Annotated in this window: 14 protein-coding genes and 3 pseudogenes; 4 read left to right on the forward strand and 13 right to left on the reverse strand. The window is 62.1% G+C overall.

The annotated features are described in order from the left end of the window. Window positions 1-75 precede the first annotated feature (75 nt). The 9 genes from AOA59_RS23545 to AOA59_RS23585 all read right to left on the reverse strand — a co-directional run bounded on the left by AOA59_RS23545 (window position 76) and on the right by AOA59_RS23585 (window position 9546). Window positions 76-1017 (reverse strand): helix-turn-helix domain-containing protein, encoded by a 942-nt coding sequence (locus AOA59_RS23545; protein ID WP_065930131.1) that lies wholly within the window; start codon window positions 1015-1017, stop codon window positions 76-78. Window positions 1018-1067: 50 nt separating this feature from the next. Beyond that, a complete protein-coding gene (locus tag AOA59_RS23550; protein WP_099489244.1) occupies window positions 1068-1874 on the reverse strand; it encodes a 2-keto-4-pentenoate hydratase in 807 nt (268 codons plus the stop codon). Then, complete coding sequence (locus tag AOA59_RS23555) at window positions 1871-3478, reverse strand: bifunctional 3-(3-hydroxy-phenyl)propionate/3-hydroxycinnamic acid hydroxylase (RefSeq protein WP_065930133.1); 1608 nt, start codon at window positions 3476-3478, stop codon at window positions 1871-1873. Before AOA59_RS23555 ends, AOA59_RS23550 begins: the two co-directional genes overlap by 4 nt. Before the next feature lie 61 nt (window positions 3479-3539). Continuing rightward, on the reverse strand, window positions 3540-4142 hold the full coding sequence (locus tag AOA59_RS23560) for an amino acid synthesis family protein (RefSeq protein ID WP_065930134.1): 603 nt from the start codon (window positions 4140-4142) through the stop codon (window positions 3540-3542). A 15-nt stretch (window positions 4143-4157) separates the two neighbouring features. Continuing rightward, the gene (locus AOA59_RS23565) at window positions 4158-4616 is read right to left on the reverse strand and encodes a VOC family protein (protein WP_065930135.1); all 459 of its coding nucleotides are present in this window, start codon (window positions 4614-4616) and stop codon (window positions 4158-4160) included. An 11-nt stretch (window positions 4617-4627) separates the two neighbouring features. Continuing rightward, window positions 4628-5668 (reverse strand): YCF48-related protein, encoded by a 1041-nt coding sequence (locus AOA59_RS23570; RefSeq protein ID WP_099489245.1) that lies wholly within the window; start codon window positions 5666-5668, stop codon window positions 4628-4630. A gap of 12 nt (window positions 5669-5680) precedes the next feature. Continuing rightward, a complete protein-coding gene (locus AOA59_RS23575) occupies window positions 5681-6475 on the reverse strand; it encodes an SDR family NAD(P)-dependent oxidoreductase (RefSeq protein WP_099489246.1) in 795 nt (264 codons plus the stop codon). A gap of 27 nt (window positions 6476-6502) precedes the next feature. After that, window positions 6503-7993, reverse strand: a complete 1491-nt coding sequence (locus AOA59_RS23580) for an aldehyde dehydrogenase family protein (protein ID WP_099489247.1) — start codon at window positions 7991-7993, stop codon at window positions 6503-6505. Between the two features lie 11 nt (window positions 7994-8004). Continuing rightward, a complete protein-coding gene (locus tag AOA59_RS23585; RefSeq protein ID WP_056858418.1) occupies window positions 8005-9546 on the reverse strand; it encodes an acetolactate synthase large subunit in 1542 nt (513 codons plus the stop codon). 288 nt (window positions 9547-9834) lie between these two features. On the opposite strand from AOA59_RS23585, the gene AOA59_RS23590 reads away from it, so the two are divergent. Beyond that, window positions 9835-10593: an IclR family transcriptional regulator gene (locus tag AOA59_RS23590; RefSeq protein ID WP_056858417.1), complete on the forward strand. Its 759-nt coding sequence runs from the start codon at window positions 9835-9837 to the stop codon at window positions 10591-10593. A gap of 26 nt (window positions 10594-10619) precedes the next feature. On the opposite strand, the gene AOA59_RS23595 is transcribed toward AOA59_RS23590, so the two are convergent. The 3 genes from AOA59_RS23595 to AOA59_RS23605 all read right to left on the reverse strand — a co-directional run bounded on the left by AOA59_RS23595 (window position 10620) and on the right by AOA59_RS23605 (window position 14947). After that, the gene (locus AOA59_RS23595; RefSeq protein ID WP_170875841.1) at window positions 10620-11942 is read right to left on the reverse strand and encodes a hypothetical protein; all 1323 of its coding nucleotides are present in this window, start codon (window positions 11940-11942) and stop codon (window positions 10620-10622) included. 53 nt (window positions 11943-11995) lie between these two features. Beyond that, window positions 11996-13417 carry an aldehyde dehydrogenase family protein gene (locus AOA59_RS23600; protein ID WP_099489248.1) on the reverse strand — a complete coding sequence of 474 codons (1422 nt, stop codon included), beginning with the start codon at window positions 13415-13417 and terminating at the stop codon, window positions 11996-11998. A gap of 81 nt (window positions 13418-13498) precedes the next feature. Beyond that, complete coding sequence (locus tag AOA59_RS23605) at window positions 13499-14947, reverse strand: APC family permease (RefSeq protein ID WP_099489249.1); 1449 nt, start codon at window positions 14945-14947, stop codon at window positions 13499-13501. A 308-nt stretch (window positions 14948-15255) separates the two neighbouring features. Between AOA59_RS23605 and AOA59_RS23610 the strand changes: the two are divergent. The 3 pseudogenes from AOA59_RS23610 to AOA59_RS33600 form a co-directional block, all read left to right on the forward strand. After that, a pseudogene (locus AOA59_RS23610) lies at window positions 15256-15795 on the forward strand (MFS transporter); the annotation flags it as partial. 601 nt (window positions 15796-16396) lie between these two features. After that, window positions 16397-17404, forward strand: a pseudogene (locus AOA59_RS33595) (HAMP domain-containing protein); the annotation flags it as partial. A gap of 330 nt (window positions 17405-17734) precedes the next feature. After that, a pseudogene (locus AOA59_RS33600) lies at window positions 17735-18262 on the forward strand (methyl-accepting chemotaxis protein); the annotation flags it as partial. Here the strand turns inward: AOA59_RS33600 and AOA59_RS23620 are convergent. Then, complete coding sequence (locus AOA59_RS23620) at window positions 18210-19226, reverse strand: helix-turn-helix domain-containing protein (RefSeq protein ID WP_099489251.1); 1017 nt, start codon at window positions 19224-19226, stop codon at window positions 18210-18212. The pseudogene AOA59_RS33600 and the gene AOA59_RS23620 sit on opposite strands and share 53 nt — an antisense overlap. Between the last annotated feature and the right edge of the window lie 152 nt (window positions 19227-19378).

A 19378-nucleotide genomic window follows, 5' to 3' on the forward strand; every position in this document is an offset into this window, starting at 1 on the left:
TGCGCCGATGTCTGTTTCCTTGCGTCATCCTGGCAACGTTGAAGATCCACCCGCATTGGCACGCGCTTTGTCGTGTCAGTATGACGCTCGGCGTGTTTCGGACGGCGATTCACCGAACAGCTCACGGTAATGCGTGGCGAAATGGCTCAGGTGAAAAAAACCCATGGCCACGGCGATCTCACCGATGTTTTTCTCGCTCGCAGGGGTTGCGATCAACTGTCGCCTGACGGCGTTGAGGCGCAAATTGCGCAGGTATTCGACCGGTCGCATATCGGTGACGGCCTGGAAACTATTTTGCAGGGTCCTGCGACTGACGTGCAGCTGTTCACACAGATCAAGAATGCTCAACGGCGTATCGCCGCTGGCAATGATCAATTCCTGGCTGCGCCTGACCAGGTAGGCACTGACGGCGAAATTGCCACGCCGGCAGCGCACCTCGTCGCTGGCATGGCTGAACAGATCGAGGAACGCGCCAAGCAATTCGTCTTCCAGCATCTTTTCCGAGGCCGGGCTTATAGCGCCTGCATGTTCCAAAAAGTGACGAAACAGCGGGTGGATGCGCTGGCGAATGCGCAACAGTAACGTTTCATCCACGCTGAGCGCAGACACGCTGGTCAGGCGTTTGAGCTGATCGTTGGATAGTTCGAAGGCGGCCAGTTTGGCAAAGCGCACGGCATCGACATTGAGTGCGAAAAAGTGCGTGCCTTGCGGCGCATGCAACACGAACTCTTCGCCGTCACGCAACAGCACCACGCTTTGCGCGCTCACCTGCTGGCCTTGAACCACCGGCGGGCTGCCCAGTGACATGGCCGCACACAAGCGCCCCTTGGGCGAGCGGCCATGCTGCACCACGCGCTTGTCCAGCACCTCCTGGAAGATCTGGAAACGATCGCCGGACAACTGCCACAGTTCGCTGGTCAGGCAACCACGCCCGAGTTGGTCATACACCTGCTGCCAGCCCTGGATCGAGCCGGCGTGCTGTTGAGAGTCATTGAAGGTACGGACTTCGGCGAGCATATGCGTCATTCCTCGGCGGCCAGATTGTTGTTTTTGGCCTGAAGGCGGGCTCAGTCATCCATAACAGTCGCTGGCGATTGCGCAGGCACGAGGCCTGGGTGGAAATCCAAAGCCAGTTCCGTGCCAAGCATGCGCAAACGATAAGCGCCCAGTCGTATATCCAGCGGTGCCAGCAATGCACCGGACAACACGACCTGCCCGGCGTCCACGGGATAACCGTCCGCCAACAGACGCCGCACCAGCCAGCACAGGTTGAACAGAGGGTTGTCTTCGCGCGCCTGGGTATCACCGCTGCCGAGCAATGCGCCGTCATGCTCCAGGCGATACTCCACGCACGCATGCCGCACCGCATCGAACGACACGCGCGGCCCGACACAGTAAAGCCCTGCGGCGGCGTTATCAGCCAGGAACGCACCCAGCCCGAAAGCCCAGCCCAGCCAGCGGCAGTCGGCGATTTCGAAGGCCGGGGCCACCTCGGCAATTGCCGCCAGAATCTCCTCGTCAGAGTAATCGCCTGGCGCCAGGGGCCGGCCGAACACCAGCGCCAGTTCAACCTCAAGCTTGGGCTGGATCAGCCGCTCGAACGACACCGCGCTGCCCGGCTCGACCGCCATGGCCGACGTGAGCGCGCCATACACCGGTTCGTCGAGGCCAAAACGCGCCTGCGCCGCCCGGCCGGCAAAGGCCACCTTCCAACCACTCAGGCGCTCGCCACCTGCCAGGCGCTGGGCCAAGCCCTGGCGCAACAGGGAGTAACCTTGCTGCTTGTCCAGTGTCTCGGGCGGCAACGGTGCGATGGCCCGGGCGCTATGCCCGGCCTCGTGCAGTTGGTCGAGCAACTCATCAACGCCACTCATGACAGTTGCTCCGCCAGCTTGCGCAACACGCCCTCAAGCCGCTCAGGCGTGGTGATGGCGGCGACGAAGCGGTCCGGGCGCACCACGACGATGCAGTCGCGCACCTTGGAGAACCATTCGCCCAGGCGGTTATCCACGTCCTCCACACTCAAGGCATCATTGGCTTTCAACGGCTGGTTCCGCCCGACGCCGCTGCGCGAACGATTGACCTGGATGAAACGTGTATCCCAGCGCGTCCAATACTCGGCCATCGCCTCACTGAGATGCTCACGCGGGTTCACGCGATACCCCAGCACGGCATAACCATTGCCGAGCACCTCGTCCAGGCGCCGCCGCTGGCCCTGGTCGTCTTCAATGTTCGGCTGGATGAACAACTGCCCGACCAGATCGTCCTCACGCAACTCGGTCCGCTCGTGATAAACCAAGCCCTTGGTGATAGTGGCCTTGGGTTTGAACTTGAATTCCAGCAAGTGCGAGCGCAGGTTATCCACGCTGTTCACCGCCTGGAACAGCCAGTCGCGCACGCCAGCCATCAGCGGGTTAGTCAAGCCGAGTACCGCCCCCATGTTGTCGGCCAGAGCCACCAGTTCAGTCGCGTGACCACGCCGCTCCTGGTCGTAGGTAGCGAGGATCGACGGCGCCGCGCGGCCCTGGATGATCGCTGCCAGTTTCCAGGCCACATTGGCCACGTCGCGCAGGCCCGAGTTGAGACCCTGCCCGGCCCACGGCGGGGAGATATGCGCGGCGTCGCCCACCAGTGCCACACGCCCTTCGACAAAGCGCGCCGCGACCCGCGAGTGGTGGGTATAGGCACGAATACGGATGATGTTGAGGTTGTTCACGGCATCGCCGATATGCCCGTGGATCAGTTTGCGAATCGTCGCCTCTTCGCACATTTTCGCTTCGTCCTCGCCCTCCATCAGCATGAATTCCCAGCGTCGCTGCTGGTAAGGCAGGTAGATGCACACGAAGGGCCGCTGCGGGTCGGCATGCAGCGCTGTGTAGGGCGCATCAAGTGTGTCGTTGGCGGTGTCGACCACCACCCATTTGCGCGGATGGGTCAGCCCAAGCAGTTCGATGCCGAGCTTTTTGCGCACGGTGGAGCGTCCGCCGTCGGCACCGATCACATAGTCGGCCTGAAGCTGGTAGATCTCGCCTTCGGCATCGCGCACCTGCAGGGTCACACCCTCGGCATCCTGCTCGAGTTCCAGCAATTGGTGGCCCTGACGCAGCTCAACGCTGGCATGCTGGCCGAGGTGTTCACGCAGGGTACCTTCGAGCAACTGCTGCATGAAGATATTGCGCATCGGCCAGCCGTACTGCGCGGCACTCGGCTTGACCTCGGCGAAACACACACCGCGTGCGTTGTAATAGCGCAGCGGCACGTCACAGATCATGTCGCGCACCGCCAGCTCGGCGATGCCGATGCCCTGCAGCACACGCAACGCCTCATCGTCCATGCCCACTGCACGAGGATAAGGCAGGATGCCGTCGGCCAGCTCAAGGACGACGCAGTCGACACCGTACATGCCCATATAGTGCGCGGCCGTAATGCCGTTGGGGCCACCGCCCACGATGACAACCTGGGTCTTCTCCTGCTTCATCGCTATTCACCGCTTTTCTTGTTGTGGTTTGGGTCCAGCACCGCTTGATCCTGTGCGCTTATCAGTGCAGACCGTCAAGGCCCTTTACGTCTTCGGCTTTGAGCCCGCCCAACCGCGCATGCAGGCGTCCGCGCGTGGCGAAGGCCCAGATCACGACGATTTCATCCGGCGAAGGGCCGTCGCCGAAGGTCACCGAGAAACTGTCGTAGTGCGAGCGCACGTACAGGGCGTCCTTGTGCGCCAGCGGCACGTCGATGGTCGAACCTGGGCCACCCCGCTTGCCGGTGGAAGGCACCCACGACTTGCCACCGCCCAGGGCGACGCGGATCGGATCGGCGGCCGGGTTGGTCAGGAACGCATTGCCGTGCTCGTATTCGCCTGCGCTGCCCACCAGGATGGCCTTGCCGTAACTTTCAATCTGACGCGAACCGGCCAGGGCCTGGATGCGCCGGCCGAACTCTTCACCCAGCAGCGGCGACGGCTCGATCAATTGCGAAAGGTCTTCACTGTAACGGCCGGCATACGGGTTGGCGATCACTGCAGCGACGGCGTATTTGAACACCGGCTCGCCATCGGCCAACTGGCCGGTTTCATTGGCCAGGGTCTCTTCAACGAAGCTGTACCATTTGCGGATGTGATAGCTGGCGAAATTTGCGGTTTTCATCGGGGCTGCCTCTGTTCAAAGGGGGTCGAGTGGGTCAAGCGTGATGTTGCGACTCGGCGCACCGGCGGCCTTGAAACGGGCCTTGCCGCACGCGTCGTCGTGCTCGGTTTCGAGAAAAAACTCCATGCGATTGCAATCGGGATCGTTGAAATACAGGCCATTGCCGATTTCATGATCGGTAATTTTCACCACCTCCACTCCCTTCTTCAGCAACATGCCGTAGAGCTGGCGCAAGGTGGTCATGTCACCGGCGATTTCCAATCCGTAGTGCTGCAGCCCCAGCCCGCCCTGGTGGGCGCCGGGTTCTGCGCGAATCAACGCGATGTCGTGATGCTTGGTGCCAAACGCCATCATCACCCAGCTCTCGCCACGGGCACTTTCGTGCATGCCCAGAATGTCGGCATACCAGCGCGCCGACACATCAGGATCACTCACCCAGAGCGATAAGTGAGTTCGAAGGATTTCGACTTTCATCACTGTTTACCTCAGTTTTTCTTGACGATGGATTGATGCCCGGCCTTGATTTGCGCCACGGCAGGCGTCCATAGCACGTCTGCGATCTCGCTGAATTCGCGCCAGTGCTTCTGCCAGCCATCACCGCCGTTGTCGGACGTAAACAAGTGCCCATACTTGGTGCCCGCCACGATCTGTCGGGGGTTGGCCGGGTTGAAGGCAATCGCCCAGACGCAGGAATTGGGCTGCTGTGGCAGCGGCAGCACGTTCCAGCTGAGGGCGGCATCATGGGAGACGAGGATCTTGCTGGTGGTGCCCGGCGTACCATCGGAAATGCTCAGGTACAGCTCGTCTTGCGTGCCCAGCGGCGCATTCATGGCGCGCAAGTAGTACAGGCCGAAGGCTTCGCGACCGATAATGCCGGTCCAGGTCAGACCCTCGTCCAGGCTGCGGTAGACCGCATTCACGCAGACCACCACGATGACTTTCTTGCCGTGATTGGGCAGTACCACAATGTTGTGGATGTCCGAGTTGTAGTCCCACAGCAGTCGGTCATCGACGCGGGTCCAACTGTCGCCGCCATCGCGCGAATGGAACAGGCCACCCTCTTCCAGGCCAAACCACAGCTGATTGCGGTCGGTGGGGTCATAGGCGAAGGCCAGCAGGCGCGGACGACTGACACCATCGCAGAACTCGGGGATATCCACCGAGGCGCGATCCCAGCTCAGGCCGCCGTCCAGGGTGCGCCACAACACGGCACGCGAAGGCGCGCCGGTGCCGACGAAAATCCGTTGTGCATCCTGCGGGTCAACCGCAACTTTCCACACGGTCTGCCCGTTGAAAGGCGAATCGATGCGTTGCCAATGCCCGCCGGTATCGTGGCTCACACACAAGCCCACATCGGTTCCGGCATAGATCCGCTCGGGCGTATCGGGGTGCAGACTCAAGGATCGGGTGATCGCATCGAACTCCAGGTCCTGCCCCAGGCCCAGGCGATGCCAGGTCTTGCCATCGTCGGCGCTGCGGATCACCGCTTGCCCGACGGTGGCGACCAGAAGGGTTCCATTACTCATCTGTGATACTCCTCAGATATAGATGCCACGGGTCAAACCGCCGTCGATGCCGATGGATTCGCCGGTCACCGCCGCCGCTTTTGGCGACGCGAGGAAGCCAATCAGCCAGCCCATTTCAATCGGTGCGAGGGTGCGGCGAATCGGTGTGGCGTCGATGTAGGCCTGCTCGACCTGTTCCGACGTCTTGCCTTGCTTGACCGCTTCACGCTCGTACAACTCCTGGATATGTGGGGTGTCTACGACACCTGGATGAATCAGGTTGACCGTGATGCCCGACGGGCCGAGCTGGTCGGACAAGGTCTTGGTCATGTGCGCGATGGCCAGGTTGCGCATGCCCGAAAGCACTTTGCTGCTGCGCCCGGTGAGGCCGCCGATGTTGATGATGCGCCCGAAGCCGCCCGCCTTCATGTGCGGGGTCACGGCCTTGGCGCACCGGAAGTAGCCGATCACCTTGGTGTTGAGGTCCGACAGCAGTTCATCGTCGCCGGCATGTTCGATGTCATTGCGCACCACACCCGACGGTGCTGCGGCACCATTGACCAGGATGTCGATACGGCCGAAATGCTTGTGCGCCGCCTCGACCATCTCCGACACGGCCTTCATGTCATTGGTGTCACAGAACAGCGGCAGTACTTCATTGCCGGTCTGTGCAGTGATCTCTTCGGCCGCCAGTTGCAGGAACGCCATGCGCCGCGCGCAAATCACCACCTTGCAGCCTTCCTCGGAGAGAAAACGCGCGACTTCCTTGCCGATGCCCATACCGCCACCGGTGACAATGGCCACGCGGCCTTTCAATTCCAGATCCATAGCAATTACCTCGTGTGATTATTCAGTTCAGGCCAGATCGACAAACACGCTTTTGGTCTCGGTGTAGGCATCGATCACGTTTTTACCCATCTCCCGGCCCCAGCCGGATTGTTTGTAGCCACCGAACGGTGAAGAGGGATCGACCACGTTCCAGCAGTTGATCCAGACCGAGCCAGCCTTGAGCTGTGCAGCCACGCGGTGCGCCGAGCGCAAGTCGCGGGTCCACAGGCCAGCGGCGAGGCCATACGGCGAATCGTTGGCGCGCAGCACCAGGTCGTCGATTTCGGTCCAGCTCATGACGGTCAGTACCGGGCCGAAGATTTCTTCACGGGCCACACAGGCGCGCTCGGCACGGTCGAGAAAGACGCTGGGCTCAATGAAGTGACCGCACTCCAAGTGACCGGGGCGGCCGCCGCCACAGATCAGTTCGGCGCCCTCCTCCCGGCCCCGCTGCAGGTAACCCTTGACGGTGTTCAACTGCCGCGCGGACACCAACGGTCCCATGCTGTTGGCCGGGTCCAGGCCATTGCCCAGGACATAGGCGGCGGCGTGGCGCTGCAGTTCTTCGAGCACCTGGTCGAGCACACTGGCGTGGACGTACAGGCGTGAGCCCGCCGTGCATACCTGGCCCTGGTTGTAGAAAACCCCATCGGCGGCCCCCTTGGCGGCGCGCGCAATGTCGGCGTCGGGCAGGATGATGTTCGGCGACTTGCCGCCCAGCTCCAGCGAGACCTTTTTCATGTTGACGGTGGCCGCCTGGGCGATCAGCCGCCCGACCTGGGTCGAGCCGGTAAAGGCGATCTTGTCTACGTCGGGGTGCTGTGCCAGCGGTGCACCAGTGTCGGCGCCAAGACCCGTGATCAGGTTGACGACGCCGGCGGGAAAGCCTGCCGCCTCGATCAGTTGCACCAGGCGGATCGCGATCAGCGGCGTCTGCTCGGCGGGCTTGAGCACCGCCACGCAACCGGTGGCCAACGCGGGGCCGAGCTTCCAAACGCACATGGTCAACGGGAAGTTCCACGGCACGATCAGCGCGCAGACCCCCACCGGTTCGCGCAACGTGTAGTTGAGCATCGGCGCGCCGCTGGCCGGTGATACGGGCAGCGTGCTGCCTTCGATCTTGGTGGGCCAGCCGGCAAAGTAGCGAATGATATTCGCCGCGCTGGCCGCTTCACCGCGCGCGTTGGCGATAGGTTTGCCGTTCTCCAGGGTGATCAGTTGCGCCAGTTCCTCACGGTGCTGGTCCAACAGATCGGCCAGGCGAAACAGCAACAGGCCGCGCTGCGCCGCTGACTGCAAGGCCCAGGTGCCGGTGAAGGCTGCGCGCGCGGCCGCAACGACCGCATTCACATCACGCTCATCGCCTTGGGCGACTTCGGCCAGGGTCTGTTCAGTGGCCGGGTTTTCCACGGCAAAGCGGCGACCGCTGGCGGCGTCCTGCCACGTACCGCCGATGAACAGGCGACCGGGCTGCGCCAGGAACGCCTGGACGGCAGGTAATAATTCGGGCTGATACATAGTCGACTCCTTCACAGCGCCATTTCGATCAGGCAAGGACCACGGTCGGCCTTGGCATTGACCAGCGCCCGTTGCAGTTCGGCATTGGTCTGTACCGTGCAGGCCGGTACCCCGTAGCCTTTGGCCAGGGCCTTCCAGTCAATACGCGGGCTGTCGAGCACGGTCAGGCGCAGGGCTTGCGGGTCCATTTCGGTCATGCCGAAACGGCGCAGCTCGTTCTGCAAAATCGCGTAGCGATGGTTGGCGGCAATCAGGATCACCACCGGCAACTGCTCCCGAGCGATGCTCCACAGGGTTTGAATGGTGTACTGGGCACTGCCGTCCGATTGCAGGCAGAACACGCTATTGCCGCGCTCCGCCAAGGCGGCACCGAACCCCACCGGAATCCCCTGGCCAATCGCGCCACCGGTATTGGTCAATACCCGATGCCGCGCGGCGCGGGCGGAGGCGGTAAAGAACGGATAGCCGCAGGTGCCGCCCTCAACCGAGACGATGCTGTCTTCGGGCAGTGACGCGGCCAGCACTTGGCCGATGGATTGTGGCGTCAGCTCGGCATGACCGGGCGGCAGTTCGATACCCTCCGGGGTCGGCACATAGGCCGGTGCGTTCAGGGCATCGGCCAACGCCGTCAGCGCGCCGGAAACATCGTCACCGACTTCCGCCAGCGTCAGCAGGCGTTCACGTTCGGCCAGGCGCGACGGGATGCCTTCGTAGCCGAAGTAGCTGATGGGCTCGGGCACGCCTGCACAAATGACCAGGTCGTACTGCTCCAGAATTTCAATCGCCACCTCCGGGAAATACGGCAGGCGATCCAGGTCCGGCAAGCCACCGCCACGGTAACTCAGGCGCGGAAAGGTCTCGGCAAACAGGCGCACGCCGGGCAGTTGCGCCAGGCGCCCCGCCGCTTCCAGTCCCGCGACTGATAAGCCCTCATCGCCGACGATGAACACCAGCCGCTTGCCGTCACGCAATGCCTGCGCCACGGTTTCGATCCGGTCACTGGCAAACCGGCGAACCGGTGCGCGCAGAGGTGCGAACACACCGTTGTGCGTCACTGCGTGAGCCTGCAGGTCCATGGGCAGAATCAAACTGGCGATTTGGCCTTTGGCCTGCCAAGCCGCACGCACGGCTTCCTGTAAATCCTCACCGATTCCCGACGCGGTGCGCGAGGTGCGCACCCAGCCGGAGACAGCACCGGCCAAGGCCTGGATGTCGCTGGCCAAGGGCGGATCGTAGTTGACATGCCAGGAGGCGTGATCGCCGATGACGTTGACGATCGGCGTATTGGCCCGACGCGCGTTATGCAGGTTGGCGATGCCATTGGCAAAGCCCGGGCCCAAGTGAGTCAGGGTCATTGCCGGCTTGCCGGCGATCCGGCCATAGCCGTCAGCGGCGCCGGTGCAGACCCCTTCGAACAGCGACAACACCGGCTTGAGAGCAGGTGCGCTGGCCATGGCGGCCACCAGAGGAATCTCGGTGGTCCCGGGGTTGGCGAAGCAGTACTCGATACCGCTTGCCGCTGCCGCATTCACTATCAGTTGCGCACCATTCATTGTCAGCCCTCTTGCTTGAGCGTTTTCTTTGTTGAGATTTATCACACAATATATCTCACCAAGCAAGAATTTAATGACGTTAATCTCTTTATTTGAGATTTAAGTGAATTTAAAATCTGAAAAGCTTAGCCTGTCGACCTGCAGGGTCGGGCTTGCTCGCGAATGCGGTTTGTCAGTAACTTCCATCACTGGCCCACCGCTTTCACGCGCAAGACCGCTCCCGCATTGGATCTGCGCTGTTTTCGCCTATAGTGCTTACCCGCATGCCATCCCTTCTCTAGGAACGAAATGAGCAGCCTGAGTAAATTGCTGAATGTCCTGGACCTGTTCGGTCCGGCGACGTTGAAGATCGACCCGGACACCATCGCCGAGCGCATGGGCCTGTCGCGCGCCACCGCGTATCGCTATGTCAAGGAATTGTGCGACGCCGGCCTGCTGACCCGCGTGGACGCCGGCCACTACGGCCTGGGGCCGCGCGTGATCGAGCTGGACTGGATGATGCGCCAGTACGACCCCATCCTTCTGGCGGGGCGCGAGTTGATGCACGAGCTGTCGGCGCAGACCGGCCTGGCGGTGTTCGCCAGCGTCTTCTACGACGGGCGCATCATCAACACCTACATTGCCGAACCCTCCGACACGTATCACTTCTCCTTCGGGCGCGGGCATCCGCTGCCCTTTTTTCGCGGCGCGCAGTCCAAGGTATTGATCGCTTTCCAGAAAGGTCGACGCCTGCAGCGTCTGTTCGAAGAGCATATGGCCAGCGACCCGGAAAGCCCGTACGACTGGGCCAGCTTTGCCAAGGCCACAAAGAAGATTCGCAAGGATGGGTACTGCATGACCCATGATGAACTCAACCTCGGCCTGACCGGCATCGCCGCGCCCATCATCCAGCCGGATATCGACGAGGTGATCGGCAGCCTGTCCGCCGTCGGCAGCACCCAGAGCTTCAAGCTGCTGCGCCAGGAAACCGTGATTGAAATGGTCATGGACACCACCCGCCGGATTGCCGAGAACCTGCGCAATCCGCCGGGCGCCGCCGCATCCTGAGGTTCAGGCGCGGCGGCTGCGGTGGGCTAGAACGGCACGGCGATGGTCAACTGGCTGTAAACGTTGGTGCCGTTGCCGGCGACCTGGTTGCCGCCCGTGGTGGCGTCCTGCTTGGGCTTGTAGAGGCCGATCAGCGGCGTGACGATCAGGTGCGGGTTGACGGCCCACTCGGCGTATACATCCAACTCCCGAGCATTGAGGTTCAGCGCATTGCTTTTGCGCACGGTGTCGAAGTCGAAGTACAGCGCACCCAGGGTCAGGTTTTCCAGAGGCGTGGCCTTGAGGGCCACGTGCTGGATGCTGGTGTTGCTATTGAACGGCCCGGCATAGTTGCCCGCGACTTCGCCCTGCAGCCAGGTGCCATAGCCAGTGCTCAAGCCGGTGAACAGCGAATCCCACTGCTGTGAGTAGCGGGTGTAGCGGTAGCTGACCTTTGGCGCCCAGGCGACATCGGCAAAGGTATAGCCGGCTTCGCCGTACCAGGCTTTTTCGGGGCCGGTGTCCTTGTCCTGCCAGGCATATTCGAACGCCAGGCTGACATTCGGCAGACCTGCGTCGCCTTCGCCGCGCACGCTGTAGACATTCATGCCCTTGCGCTGGCGCTGAAAATCACTGGCCCAGCGTTCGTTCACGTCGATGCCGTGCACCCAGGTCAAGCCCAGTGTGCCCGGCTTGGTGGTGTAATCCAGGGTACCGGCGGCCACTTCGGTTTCAGCCTGGGCGCGGTTATCGGACTTGAGCCACAACAGGCTGCCGTGCAGACCATCCTTGCCGCCCAGCCGCAGGAACGCGGTTTGATCGAAGGCGTGCCGCGCGGCCAGGTAATACGCACCGCCACGGTTCATCGTGCCATTGGCCGGGCCCTTGCCCAGGTTCGGACCGTCGTCGTTGATCAGGAAGCCACTGCCGAGCTTGACCACCTGGCGACCGCCGGAAATGTCCACGCCATCCTTGCCCAGGGCCGGAAACAGGTCGCCGGAGCGCCAACCCAGGTACGCATCTTCGATTTTGGTGGTGCGTTCGCTGCCCAGGGTATTGCCGGCCGGGTCGCCGTCACCCCAGGTCGCGGAACTGACGAGCGCGAAGGCGCCATAGGCGGTGCCATTGCCGGCCAGGGACTGGTCGCCGCTCAAACCATACTTGATGAAACCTTCGCGCCAGGTCGAACCGCCCGGCGTGCCGTCATAGTTCTTGCGGCTGTTGAACATGCCGAACACGGCGGTCATGTCGGCATTCAGATGCCGGCTCTCATCGCTGTACAACTCATAGGCCTGGGCCTGGCTGATGGCGCAAAGCGTCAACGTACAGGCCAACGTACCGCTGAGAAATGACGTGGAGGGATACCGCATGATCGAAGCTCCTTGGGTGCGCCTTTTGAGAGGCTGTCTTAGTTGTTGAGGCGTTATTCGGCTGCGCGCTTGTTGACGAACAGCAACTGCTGGCCGGTAAATTCCAGCAACCCTTCCAGGCCGAACTCGACGCCGAAGCCGGACATCTTGCTGCCGCCGAACGGCGTGTTCGGCTGAATGCGCGCGTGGCAGTTGACCCAGGCCACGCCACTCTCCAGACGGCTGGCCAATGCCTGCGCCTGCTCAACGTCCGGGCCCCAGACCGAACCGCCCAGGCCCATGTCGCCGGCATTGGCGCGGCGCAACACATCCTCGACATCCTGATAAGCGATCAGCGGCAATACCGGCCCGAACTGTTCCTCGTCGACCAGACGCTGGCCATCGGTCACATCCGCCACCAGTGTGGGCGGGTAGAAAAAACCAGGACGATCCAGGCGTGCGCCGCCACACAGCACCCGCGCACCGTGTGCCCGCGCATCGGCAATCAGGGCGTCCACCAGTTGCAGTTGATCAAGGTTCTGCACCGGGCCGAAGTTGACGCCGGGCTCCAGGCCATCACCGACCACCTGGCGCTCGGCAATCCGCGTCAGGGCCTCGGCAAACGCCTGGTACTGGGATTCGTGAATGTACAAGCGCTTGAGTGCGGCGCAGGTCTGGCCCATGTTGAGGAAGGCGGCCTGGAAGATCTCTTCGGCCACCTCCTCCACCGACGTACCCGGCAATACAATCGCCGCGTCGTTGCCGCCCAGTTCCAGGGTAAGGCGCTTGAGGTTGGTGGCGGCCCCGCGCATCACGCTTTGGCCGGTGGCGGTGGAGCCGGTGAACACAATCTTCTGGATCCCCGGGTGCGACGTGATCGCGCTGCCGAAACCCTGCTCGCCGGTCACGCAGTTGATCACACCGTGGGGCACATGGCGCCCGATAATTTCGACCAGGCGCAACGTGCTAAGCGGCGTCAGGCTCGATGGCTTGCTGATCACGCAGTTACCCGCGCGCAGCGCCGGCATGATGTGCCACACGGCGATCATGAAAGGCCAGTTCCACGGCGTGATGGACGCCACCACACCCAAGGGCTTGCGGTGCAGTTCGATGCGCTGGGCCGGGGTTTCTTCCACCAGTTCCACGGCGATCTCCTGCCCGGCGGCGTAGCGGGTCCAGGCGGCGGCGCCCATGACTTCGGAAAACGCCAGCTCAAGCGGTTTTCCTTGTTCCTGCACGATCAGCCGGGCCAGTGCATCAGCGTCCTTTTCGATCGCATCGGCAATCGCATTGAGGTGCTCACAGCGCTGCCCATGGGTACTGTGGCGCCAGGTCTTGAAAGCGGCCTGAGCGGCGGCAACCGCCTCGTCCAACTGGGACAGCGAGCCGGCCGGGCATTGGGCGAATGCGGCGCCGGTGGCGGGATTGATCACGTCAAACTGGCCGTTTTCACCGGCAACCGAAACGCCGTTGATGAGCATCTTGTAATGGTGCATATGCAATTTCCTTTAACGCAGACGAGCCCTGCCGCACAACGGCAGCGAACAATTCACAGGAGAGAGGTTTCGAACCAGGCCTTAGAGCTTGTGACTGCCCAGGGCCAGGAACCGCTGCGGCGACACCTTGCGCAGGCGCGCGGCCAGATACAGGCCGCCCATCAGGGCTGCGGGAATCACCGCGCACAAGCTGTAGGACAAGAGCTGGCTGGCCCCCGTGAGCACATCGAAATGCGCCACCGCCAGTAACAGCACGCTCAGCAATGCCAGGCACGACAGCACCGGCAGAATACGCCCGCGCAGCAGGCCGACCTTGAGTTCGGGGTGCCGATGGAAATACACGCAGATCGCGAACGAGGTCATCGCCATTAGCAGGATCACGCACAGGGTTGCCAGGTTGGAGAACCAGGCGAACAGCTGCAGGATCGGGTCGGCGTCCATCGCGGCGAAGATCAATACCACCACGGCCGCGATCAGGCTCTGCAAGGCAGACCCCATGTGCGGGCTCTGATGCACGCGGTGAGTGGTGCCCAGCACGCTGTGCAGCAGGCCGTCACGGCCGATAGCGTAGAAGTAGCGCGCCGCAGCGTTATGAAACGCCAACAGCCCGGCGTAGATGCTGACCATGAACAGCACGCGGATGACCTGGGTCAGGTGCGGGCCGACGAAGTGATCGGACATGCCGTAGATAAAGGTGGTGGGGTCTTGCATGGCTTGCAGCATCGGCACGATCTTGTCCGCGCCCACACCCACTACCATCGACCACACCGACAGCGCATAGAACCCGCCGATCAGCAACACCGAACTGTAGGTGGCGATCGGGATGGTACGCTGGGGGTCTTTCGCTTCTTCACCGTAGATGGTGGTGGCCTCGAAGCCGATAAAGGCGGCGAAGCAGAACAGCAGGCCGATGGACGGAGTGCCGCTGAACACATGCTGACGGGTGAACGAGTCGAGATTGACGCCGCTGTCACCCCCGTTTTTCAGAATGGCGAAGTCGAGGATCAGGATCGCCAGGTATTCAGCGATCACCACCAACGACAGTACCCGTGCCGAGAGGTCGATCTTGCGATAGCCGAGAAACGCAATGCTGGCCATCGCCATCAGCGAATAGGACCACCAGGGCAATATCACACCCGCCACGCTTTCCATGGTGCCGGCGACCACGCCACCGAACATGCCATACAGGGCGATCTGCAAGATGTTGTAGGCGAACATCGCCAGCACTGCCGCCGAGCCGCCGGCCAGGCCGCCCAGGCCACGAGAGGTAAAGGCGTAGAAACCGCCCGCGTTGGTGACATGGCGGGACATGGTGGTGTAACCCACCGAGAACGCCAACAGCACCAGCAAGGCCAGCAGCAGTAACGCTGGGGTGCCGGCACCGTTGCCTAGCATGATGCCGATCGGGAACCCACCCGCAATCACGCTAAGCGGACTTGCCGCCGAAATCACAAAGAAGATGATGAAGCCGACACCCAGGGCGCCACGCTTGAGCTCTGTAGAGCTGTTGACCGGCATAGTTACACTCATGTTCTTGACCTTATTGTATGAGGCAGTCGCTGTGGGGTGGCCCCGATCCAGCCGCTATCGGTGCCGGGTAGCGCTTTTATTCTTGAGGTTGCACGCTGGATTCGATCCTATGCCCGCCCACGCAACCCTCGCTATCCCAAATCGGTAACATCGCGGTCAGCGCCCCAAAACAGGTCAGGGCCGACTTATTCCCCCGCCGATTTGGGATAACGGCGCGGGTGCGCGCTCGTGCATGCTAGGTTCACCCGTCCTATGCCTGGCTGACCTGAAGCTGCCGGCGTTGGCCATTCAATTATCGAGCCCACACTATGCCCTCCAAGCACCGCTGGCTGATCCTCGCCATTATTTCCAGCGCATTGCTGCTCATCGTCATTGATATGACCGTGCTGTACACCGCCTTGCCCACCCTGACCCGTGAGCTCGGCGCCACGGCCTCGCAAAAGCTCTGGATTATCAATATCTACGCGCTGATCGCCGCCGGCCTGCTACTGGGCATGGGCACGCTCGGTGATCGCCTGGGGCACAAACGGCTGTTCCTCGGCGGGTTGAGTGTGTTTGGCCTGTTCTCGCTCATCGCTGCATTCTCGCCCTTGGCCAATGTATTGATCGGCGCCCGTGGTGGCCTGGCCGTCGGCGCGGCAATGATGATGCCCGCCACCCTGGCCCTGATCCGGCTGACGTTCAGCGACGAGCGCGAACAGGCCATGGCATTTGGTATCTGGGCGTCGGTGGCCTCCGGCGGTGCGGCGCTCGGTCCGGTCGTGGGCGGCTTGCTGCTGGAGCATTTCTGGTGGGGCTCGGTGTTTCTGATCAACGTTCCGATTGTGCTGGCGGCGCTGCTGCTCTCGGCCACTGGCATGCTGGCGTACGTGTTGCTGTGCAACTCATGCTCAGCGTCCCCACCGATAAGGCCGGTATGGCCGCGTCTATCGAGGAGGTTTCCTTCGAGCTGGGCGGTGCCGCCGGGGTGACGCTGGCAGGCAGCCTGTTGTTGGTTGCGGCGCTGCTGGTCAAGTTCAGCCGGCAGACGCCCGTCATAGCGCGATAACGAGAGAATTACCGAACCGGCTTCGCTAACACCCGAGACCGGCCGATATATGACATACCCAATAAGAAGTCAGTGGCCCGGGCCAACTGATGGTCAACAAGCATGCTGTTCACCTGCGAGATACTCCGATGCTCGACGCCCTCTCCATCCGTTTGAAAATCATCCTGCTTTCCGGCCTGTGCCTTCTGGGCGTAATCGGCCTGATCGTCAGCCTTAACCTCTATCAGAGTAACCAGAACAACCGGTTGATCAGTACGTCCAGCAGCAAGATGCTCACCGAGAGCGGCGAGACCCTGCTGCTGGCCAAGGCCGCCGAGCAGACGGGTAACCTGCAGCGGGTCTTCGGCAACAGCCTGCTGCTCATTACCGCCCTGTCCGACCAGGCGGCACATTTGCGTAACATGGCCGCGCAGCGCGGATTGCCGGCCGCGACGTTGCGTGAGGAGCTGAACCAGAGTCTCAAGGCAACCTTCGAGCGCAATCCGCAGATACTCGGGCTGTGGCTGGTTTTCGAGCCGAATGCGCTGGAGGGTCAAGACAGCGCATTCGCCAACGACGCCGCGCGCGCCTCCAACGAAACCGGCCGCTTTGCCAGTGCCTGGAACCGGGGCGCTGGCGAGTCGGTGAACATACTGATTCCCGAAAGCGATTTGCATAAGACCGATCTCAGCATCAGCGGCACCCCCTACAACAGTTGGTACACCTGCCCGCGCGACACACGGCGCACCTGCCTGATGGCGCCCTATGCCGACACCCAGGCCGGGCAGGTACAACTGATGACCACGCTGTCGATACCGTTGATTGCCAATGGCAAAGTGATCGGCGCCCTGGGCGTTGACCTCGCACTCGGCGCCCTGCAAGCGGCCGCAAGCGATGCCCAGCGCATGCTGTTCAACGGTTCGGGAAGCATGCTGATTGTGTCCGACAGCGGCGTGCTCGCAGCCTACAGCAAGGATGCCGGCCAGGTCGCCAAGCCGCTCAGCGTCACATTGGGTGAGCAAAGCAAGGCGATACTCGCGGCATTGACGCAAAAAAAACCGCTGGTGCTGGCCCAGGATGATTTGATCCGCGCCGTCTACCCCGTCGCGCCTATCCCCGACGCGCCGGCCTGGGGAGTGGTCATTGATTTGCCCAAACAGGTACTGCTGGCCGACTCGGCAGCACTTCAGACCTTGCTTGACCAGACCCAAACCCGCGACACGCTGAAGTCATTGCTGGTGGCCATCGGCGCCGGGCTGTTGGGCCTGCTGCTCATTTGGTTCACTGCTTCCGGGGTGACGCGCCCGATCAACAGTGTCGCGCAGATGCTCAAGGCAATTGCCAGTGGCGACGGCGACCTGACTCAACGCCTGCACTACCGCAAGAAAGATGAACTGGGCGAACTGGTGAATTGGTTCAACCGTTTTCTCGACAAACTGCAGCCCACCGTCGCGCAGATCAAGCAGAGCATTACCGATGCGCGCGGTACCGCCGACCAGTCTTCGGAAATTGCGCGGCTGACCAGTGAAGGGATGCAGGTGCAGTTTCGCGAGATCGATCAACTGGCAACCGCGTCCAACGAAATGAGCGCCACCGCCCATGAAGTCGCCCACAGCGCCTCGAGTGCCGCCCAGGCAGCGCGCGGTGCCGACCAGGCGTCCAGGGAGGGCATCACCCTTATCGAGCGCAGCACCCAAGACATCAATGCTTTGGCCCGCGAGGTCAGCAAGGCCGTGACGGAAGTCGAAGCGCTGGCGGTCAACAGCGAGCAGATCGGTTCGGTGCTGGAAGTGATCCGCAGCATTGCCGAGCAAACCAACCTGCTGGCACTCAACGCTGCGATCGAAGCGGCGCGTGCCGGGGAAAGCGGCCGGGGTTTTGCGGTGGTGGCCGATGAAGTCCGCAACCTGGCCAAGCGCACCCAGGACTCCGTCGAGGAAATCCGCATGGTCATCGAACGCATCCAAACCGGCACGCGGGGCGTGGTGACGACCATGCATTCCAGCCAGACGCTCGCCCAGGACAACGCCGGGCAGATCCATCAGGCCGTGCAGGCGCTTGGCAAGATCAGCGACGCGGTAACCGTGATCAGCGACATGAACCTGCAGATTGCAAGTGCGGCGGAGGAGCAAAGTGCGGTGGCCGAAGAGGTCAATCGCAACGTCTCGACCATCCGTGGCGTGACCGAGACCCTGACGGAACAGGCCGCCGAGTCGGCGCAGATCAGCAGTCAGCTCAACGCGCGGGCCAATCAACAGATGAAGCTGATGGATCAGTTCCGCGTGTAACACACGGCGGTATGGCGGCGCGTGATGTCTGGGACGGTAATTCGGAGAACAGCGCATGGTACTCAGCCGCAAAATGGCTGAGGTGGTAGAACCCCCACTGGGCCGCGGCATCGCCAATCGAGAGGTGCGCGGCCCGGGTGGACATCAAGGTGCGGCGTACGCCATTGAGCCGCACACAGCGAAGGTAGTTCAGCGGCGTGGTCTCGGCCACGGCGCGAAAGCTGTTCTGCACCGTGCGCCGGCTGATCTGGAGGCGTTCGCACAGCTCGAACACACTGGGCACGTCGAACAGTCCGGTGGTCGCCATGCGGTGGCATTTCTCGACGATAAAACTGCGCGTGGAACTGCTCGTGCGCTGCTGCTTATCGCAGGCCGGATCGGTCATGAGCTGCATCAACTCGCTGAGCATGGCCTGCTCCAGCGCCTCGTCGTGTTGCCGCTCTTGCGCGCTGTCGTGAGCATCGCTGGCCATCGCCTGGGCGAACACCGCCAGCAAGCGCCGACGGGCATCGGCGAAACGTTGGCTGGAAACCCTGATCACCGGCTGACGCAGCAACAGGCTCACATCCTTGGCCGACGCGGTTTGCGCCAGCGCCTGCTCGAACAATTCACGCTCGAACGTGATGGACAGCAGCTGCATGCCCATCGGCATATGAAACATGAACTCCTCGCCACCGCGCAGAAAGAACAGGCTGCTGTCGTCCACCTCGCGCCCCTGCATTCGCATCGAGCCGGGCACGTTGATCGGCACCGCGAAGCACATCTTGCCCCGCGGCGCGACACCGTGCTGCACGACACGCTGGTTGATCTGCTCAAGGAAAACGTGGCAACCGCCGGTGGTCAACTGCATCAGCGAACTCTCGGTCGAACCGGCGGTTAACTGGCTGTAGTCCTGGTTCCACTGCTGCACGTTGGCCGCATGAACGTGAACATCCTTAAAATGAGCGACGCTGTTATTTCTCATAATGAGCGATACCCTCGGATATTTTTTATTTTAAGGTCGATTTATTTATAGATATTCTCACATAGCGCAATTAATGCAAATCTCGCGAGAGCTTCAGCTCACGCCGCCTCACCTGCGTCGGCGCCCCACATGTGCCGATTCGGGCTACCAGC

This window comes from Pseudomonas sp. 2822-15 (assembly GCF_002742515.1).
GTDB lineage: Bacteria > Pseudomonadota > Gammaproteobacteria > Pseudomonadales > Pseudomonadaceae > Aquipseudomonas > Aquipseudomonas salomonii.

Bases quoted from the DNA above. Each gene is read 5' to 3' on its own strand.
- AOA59_RS23595 (WP_170875841.1), bottom strand. From the start codon at position 11,942: ATGCGGTATCCCTCCACGTCATTTCTCAGCGGTACGTTGGCCTGTACG.
- AOA59_RS23550 (WP_099489244.1), bottom strand. From the start codon at position 1,874: ATGAGTGGCGTTGATGAGTTGCTCGACCAACTGCACGAGGCCGGGCAT.
- AOA59_RS23565 (WP_065930135.1), bottom strand. From the start codon at position 4,616: ATGAAAGTCGAAATCCTTCGAACTCACTTATCGCTCTGGGTGAGTGAT.
- AOA59_RS23590 (WP_056858417.1), top strand. From the start codon at position 9,835: ATGAGCAGCCTGAGTAAATTGCTGAATGTCCTGGACCTGTTCGGTCCG.
- AOA59_RS23575 (WP_099489246.1), bottom strand. From the start codon at position 6,475: ATGGATCTGGAATTGAAAGGCCGCGTGGCCATTGTCACCGGTGGCGGT.
- AOA59_RS23605 (WP_099489249.1), bottom strand. From the start codon at position 14,947: ATGAGTGTAACTATGCCGGTCAACAGCTCTACAGAGCTCAAGCGTGGC.
- AOA59_RS23580 (WP_099489247.1), bottom strand. From the start codon at position 7,993: ATGTATCAGCCCGAATTATTACCTGCCGTCCAGGCGTTCCTGGCGCAG.
- AOA59_RS23560 (WP_065930134.1), bottom strand. From the start codon at position 4,142: ATGAAAACCGCAAATTTCGCCAGCTATCACATCCGCAAATGGTACAGC.
- AOA59_RS23545 (WP_065930131.1), bottom strand. From the start codon at position 1,017: ATGCTCGCCGAAGTCCGTACCTTCAATGACTCTCAACAGCACGCCGGC.
- AOA59_RS23620 (WP_099489251.1), bottom strand. From the start codon at position 19,226: ATGAGAAATAACAGCGTCGCTCATTTTAAGGATGTTCACGTTCATGCG.
- AOA59_RS23600 (WP_099489248.1), bottom strand. From the start codon at position 13,417: ATGCACCATTACAAGATGCTCATCAACGGCGTTTCGGTTGCCGGTGAA.
- AOA59_RS23585 (WP_056858418.1), bottom strand. From the start codon at position 9,546: ATGAATGGTGCGCAACTGATAGTGAATGCGGCAGCGGCAAGCGGTATC.
- AOA59_RS23570 (WP_099489245.1), bottom strand. From the start codon at position 5,668: ATGAGTAATGGAACCCTTCTGGTCGCCACCGTCGGGCAAGCGGTGATC.
- AOA59_RS23555 (WP_065930133.1), bottom strand. From the start codon at position 3,478: ATGAAGCAGGAGAAGACCCAGGTTGTCATCGTGGGCGGTGGCCCCAAC.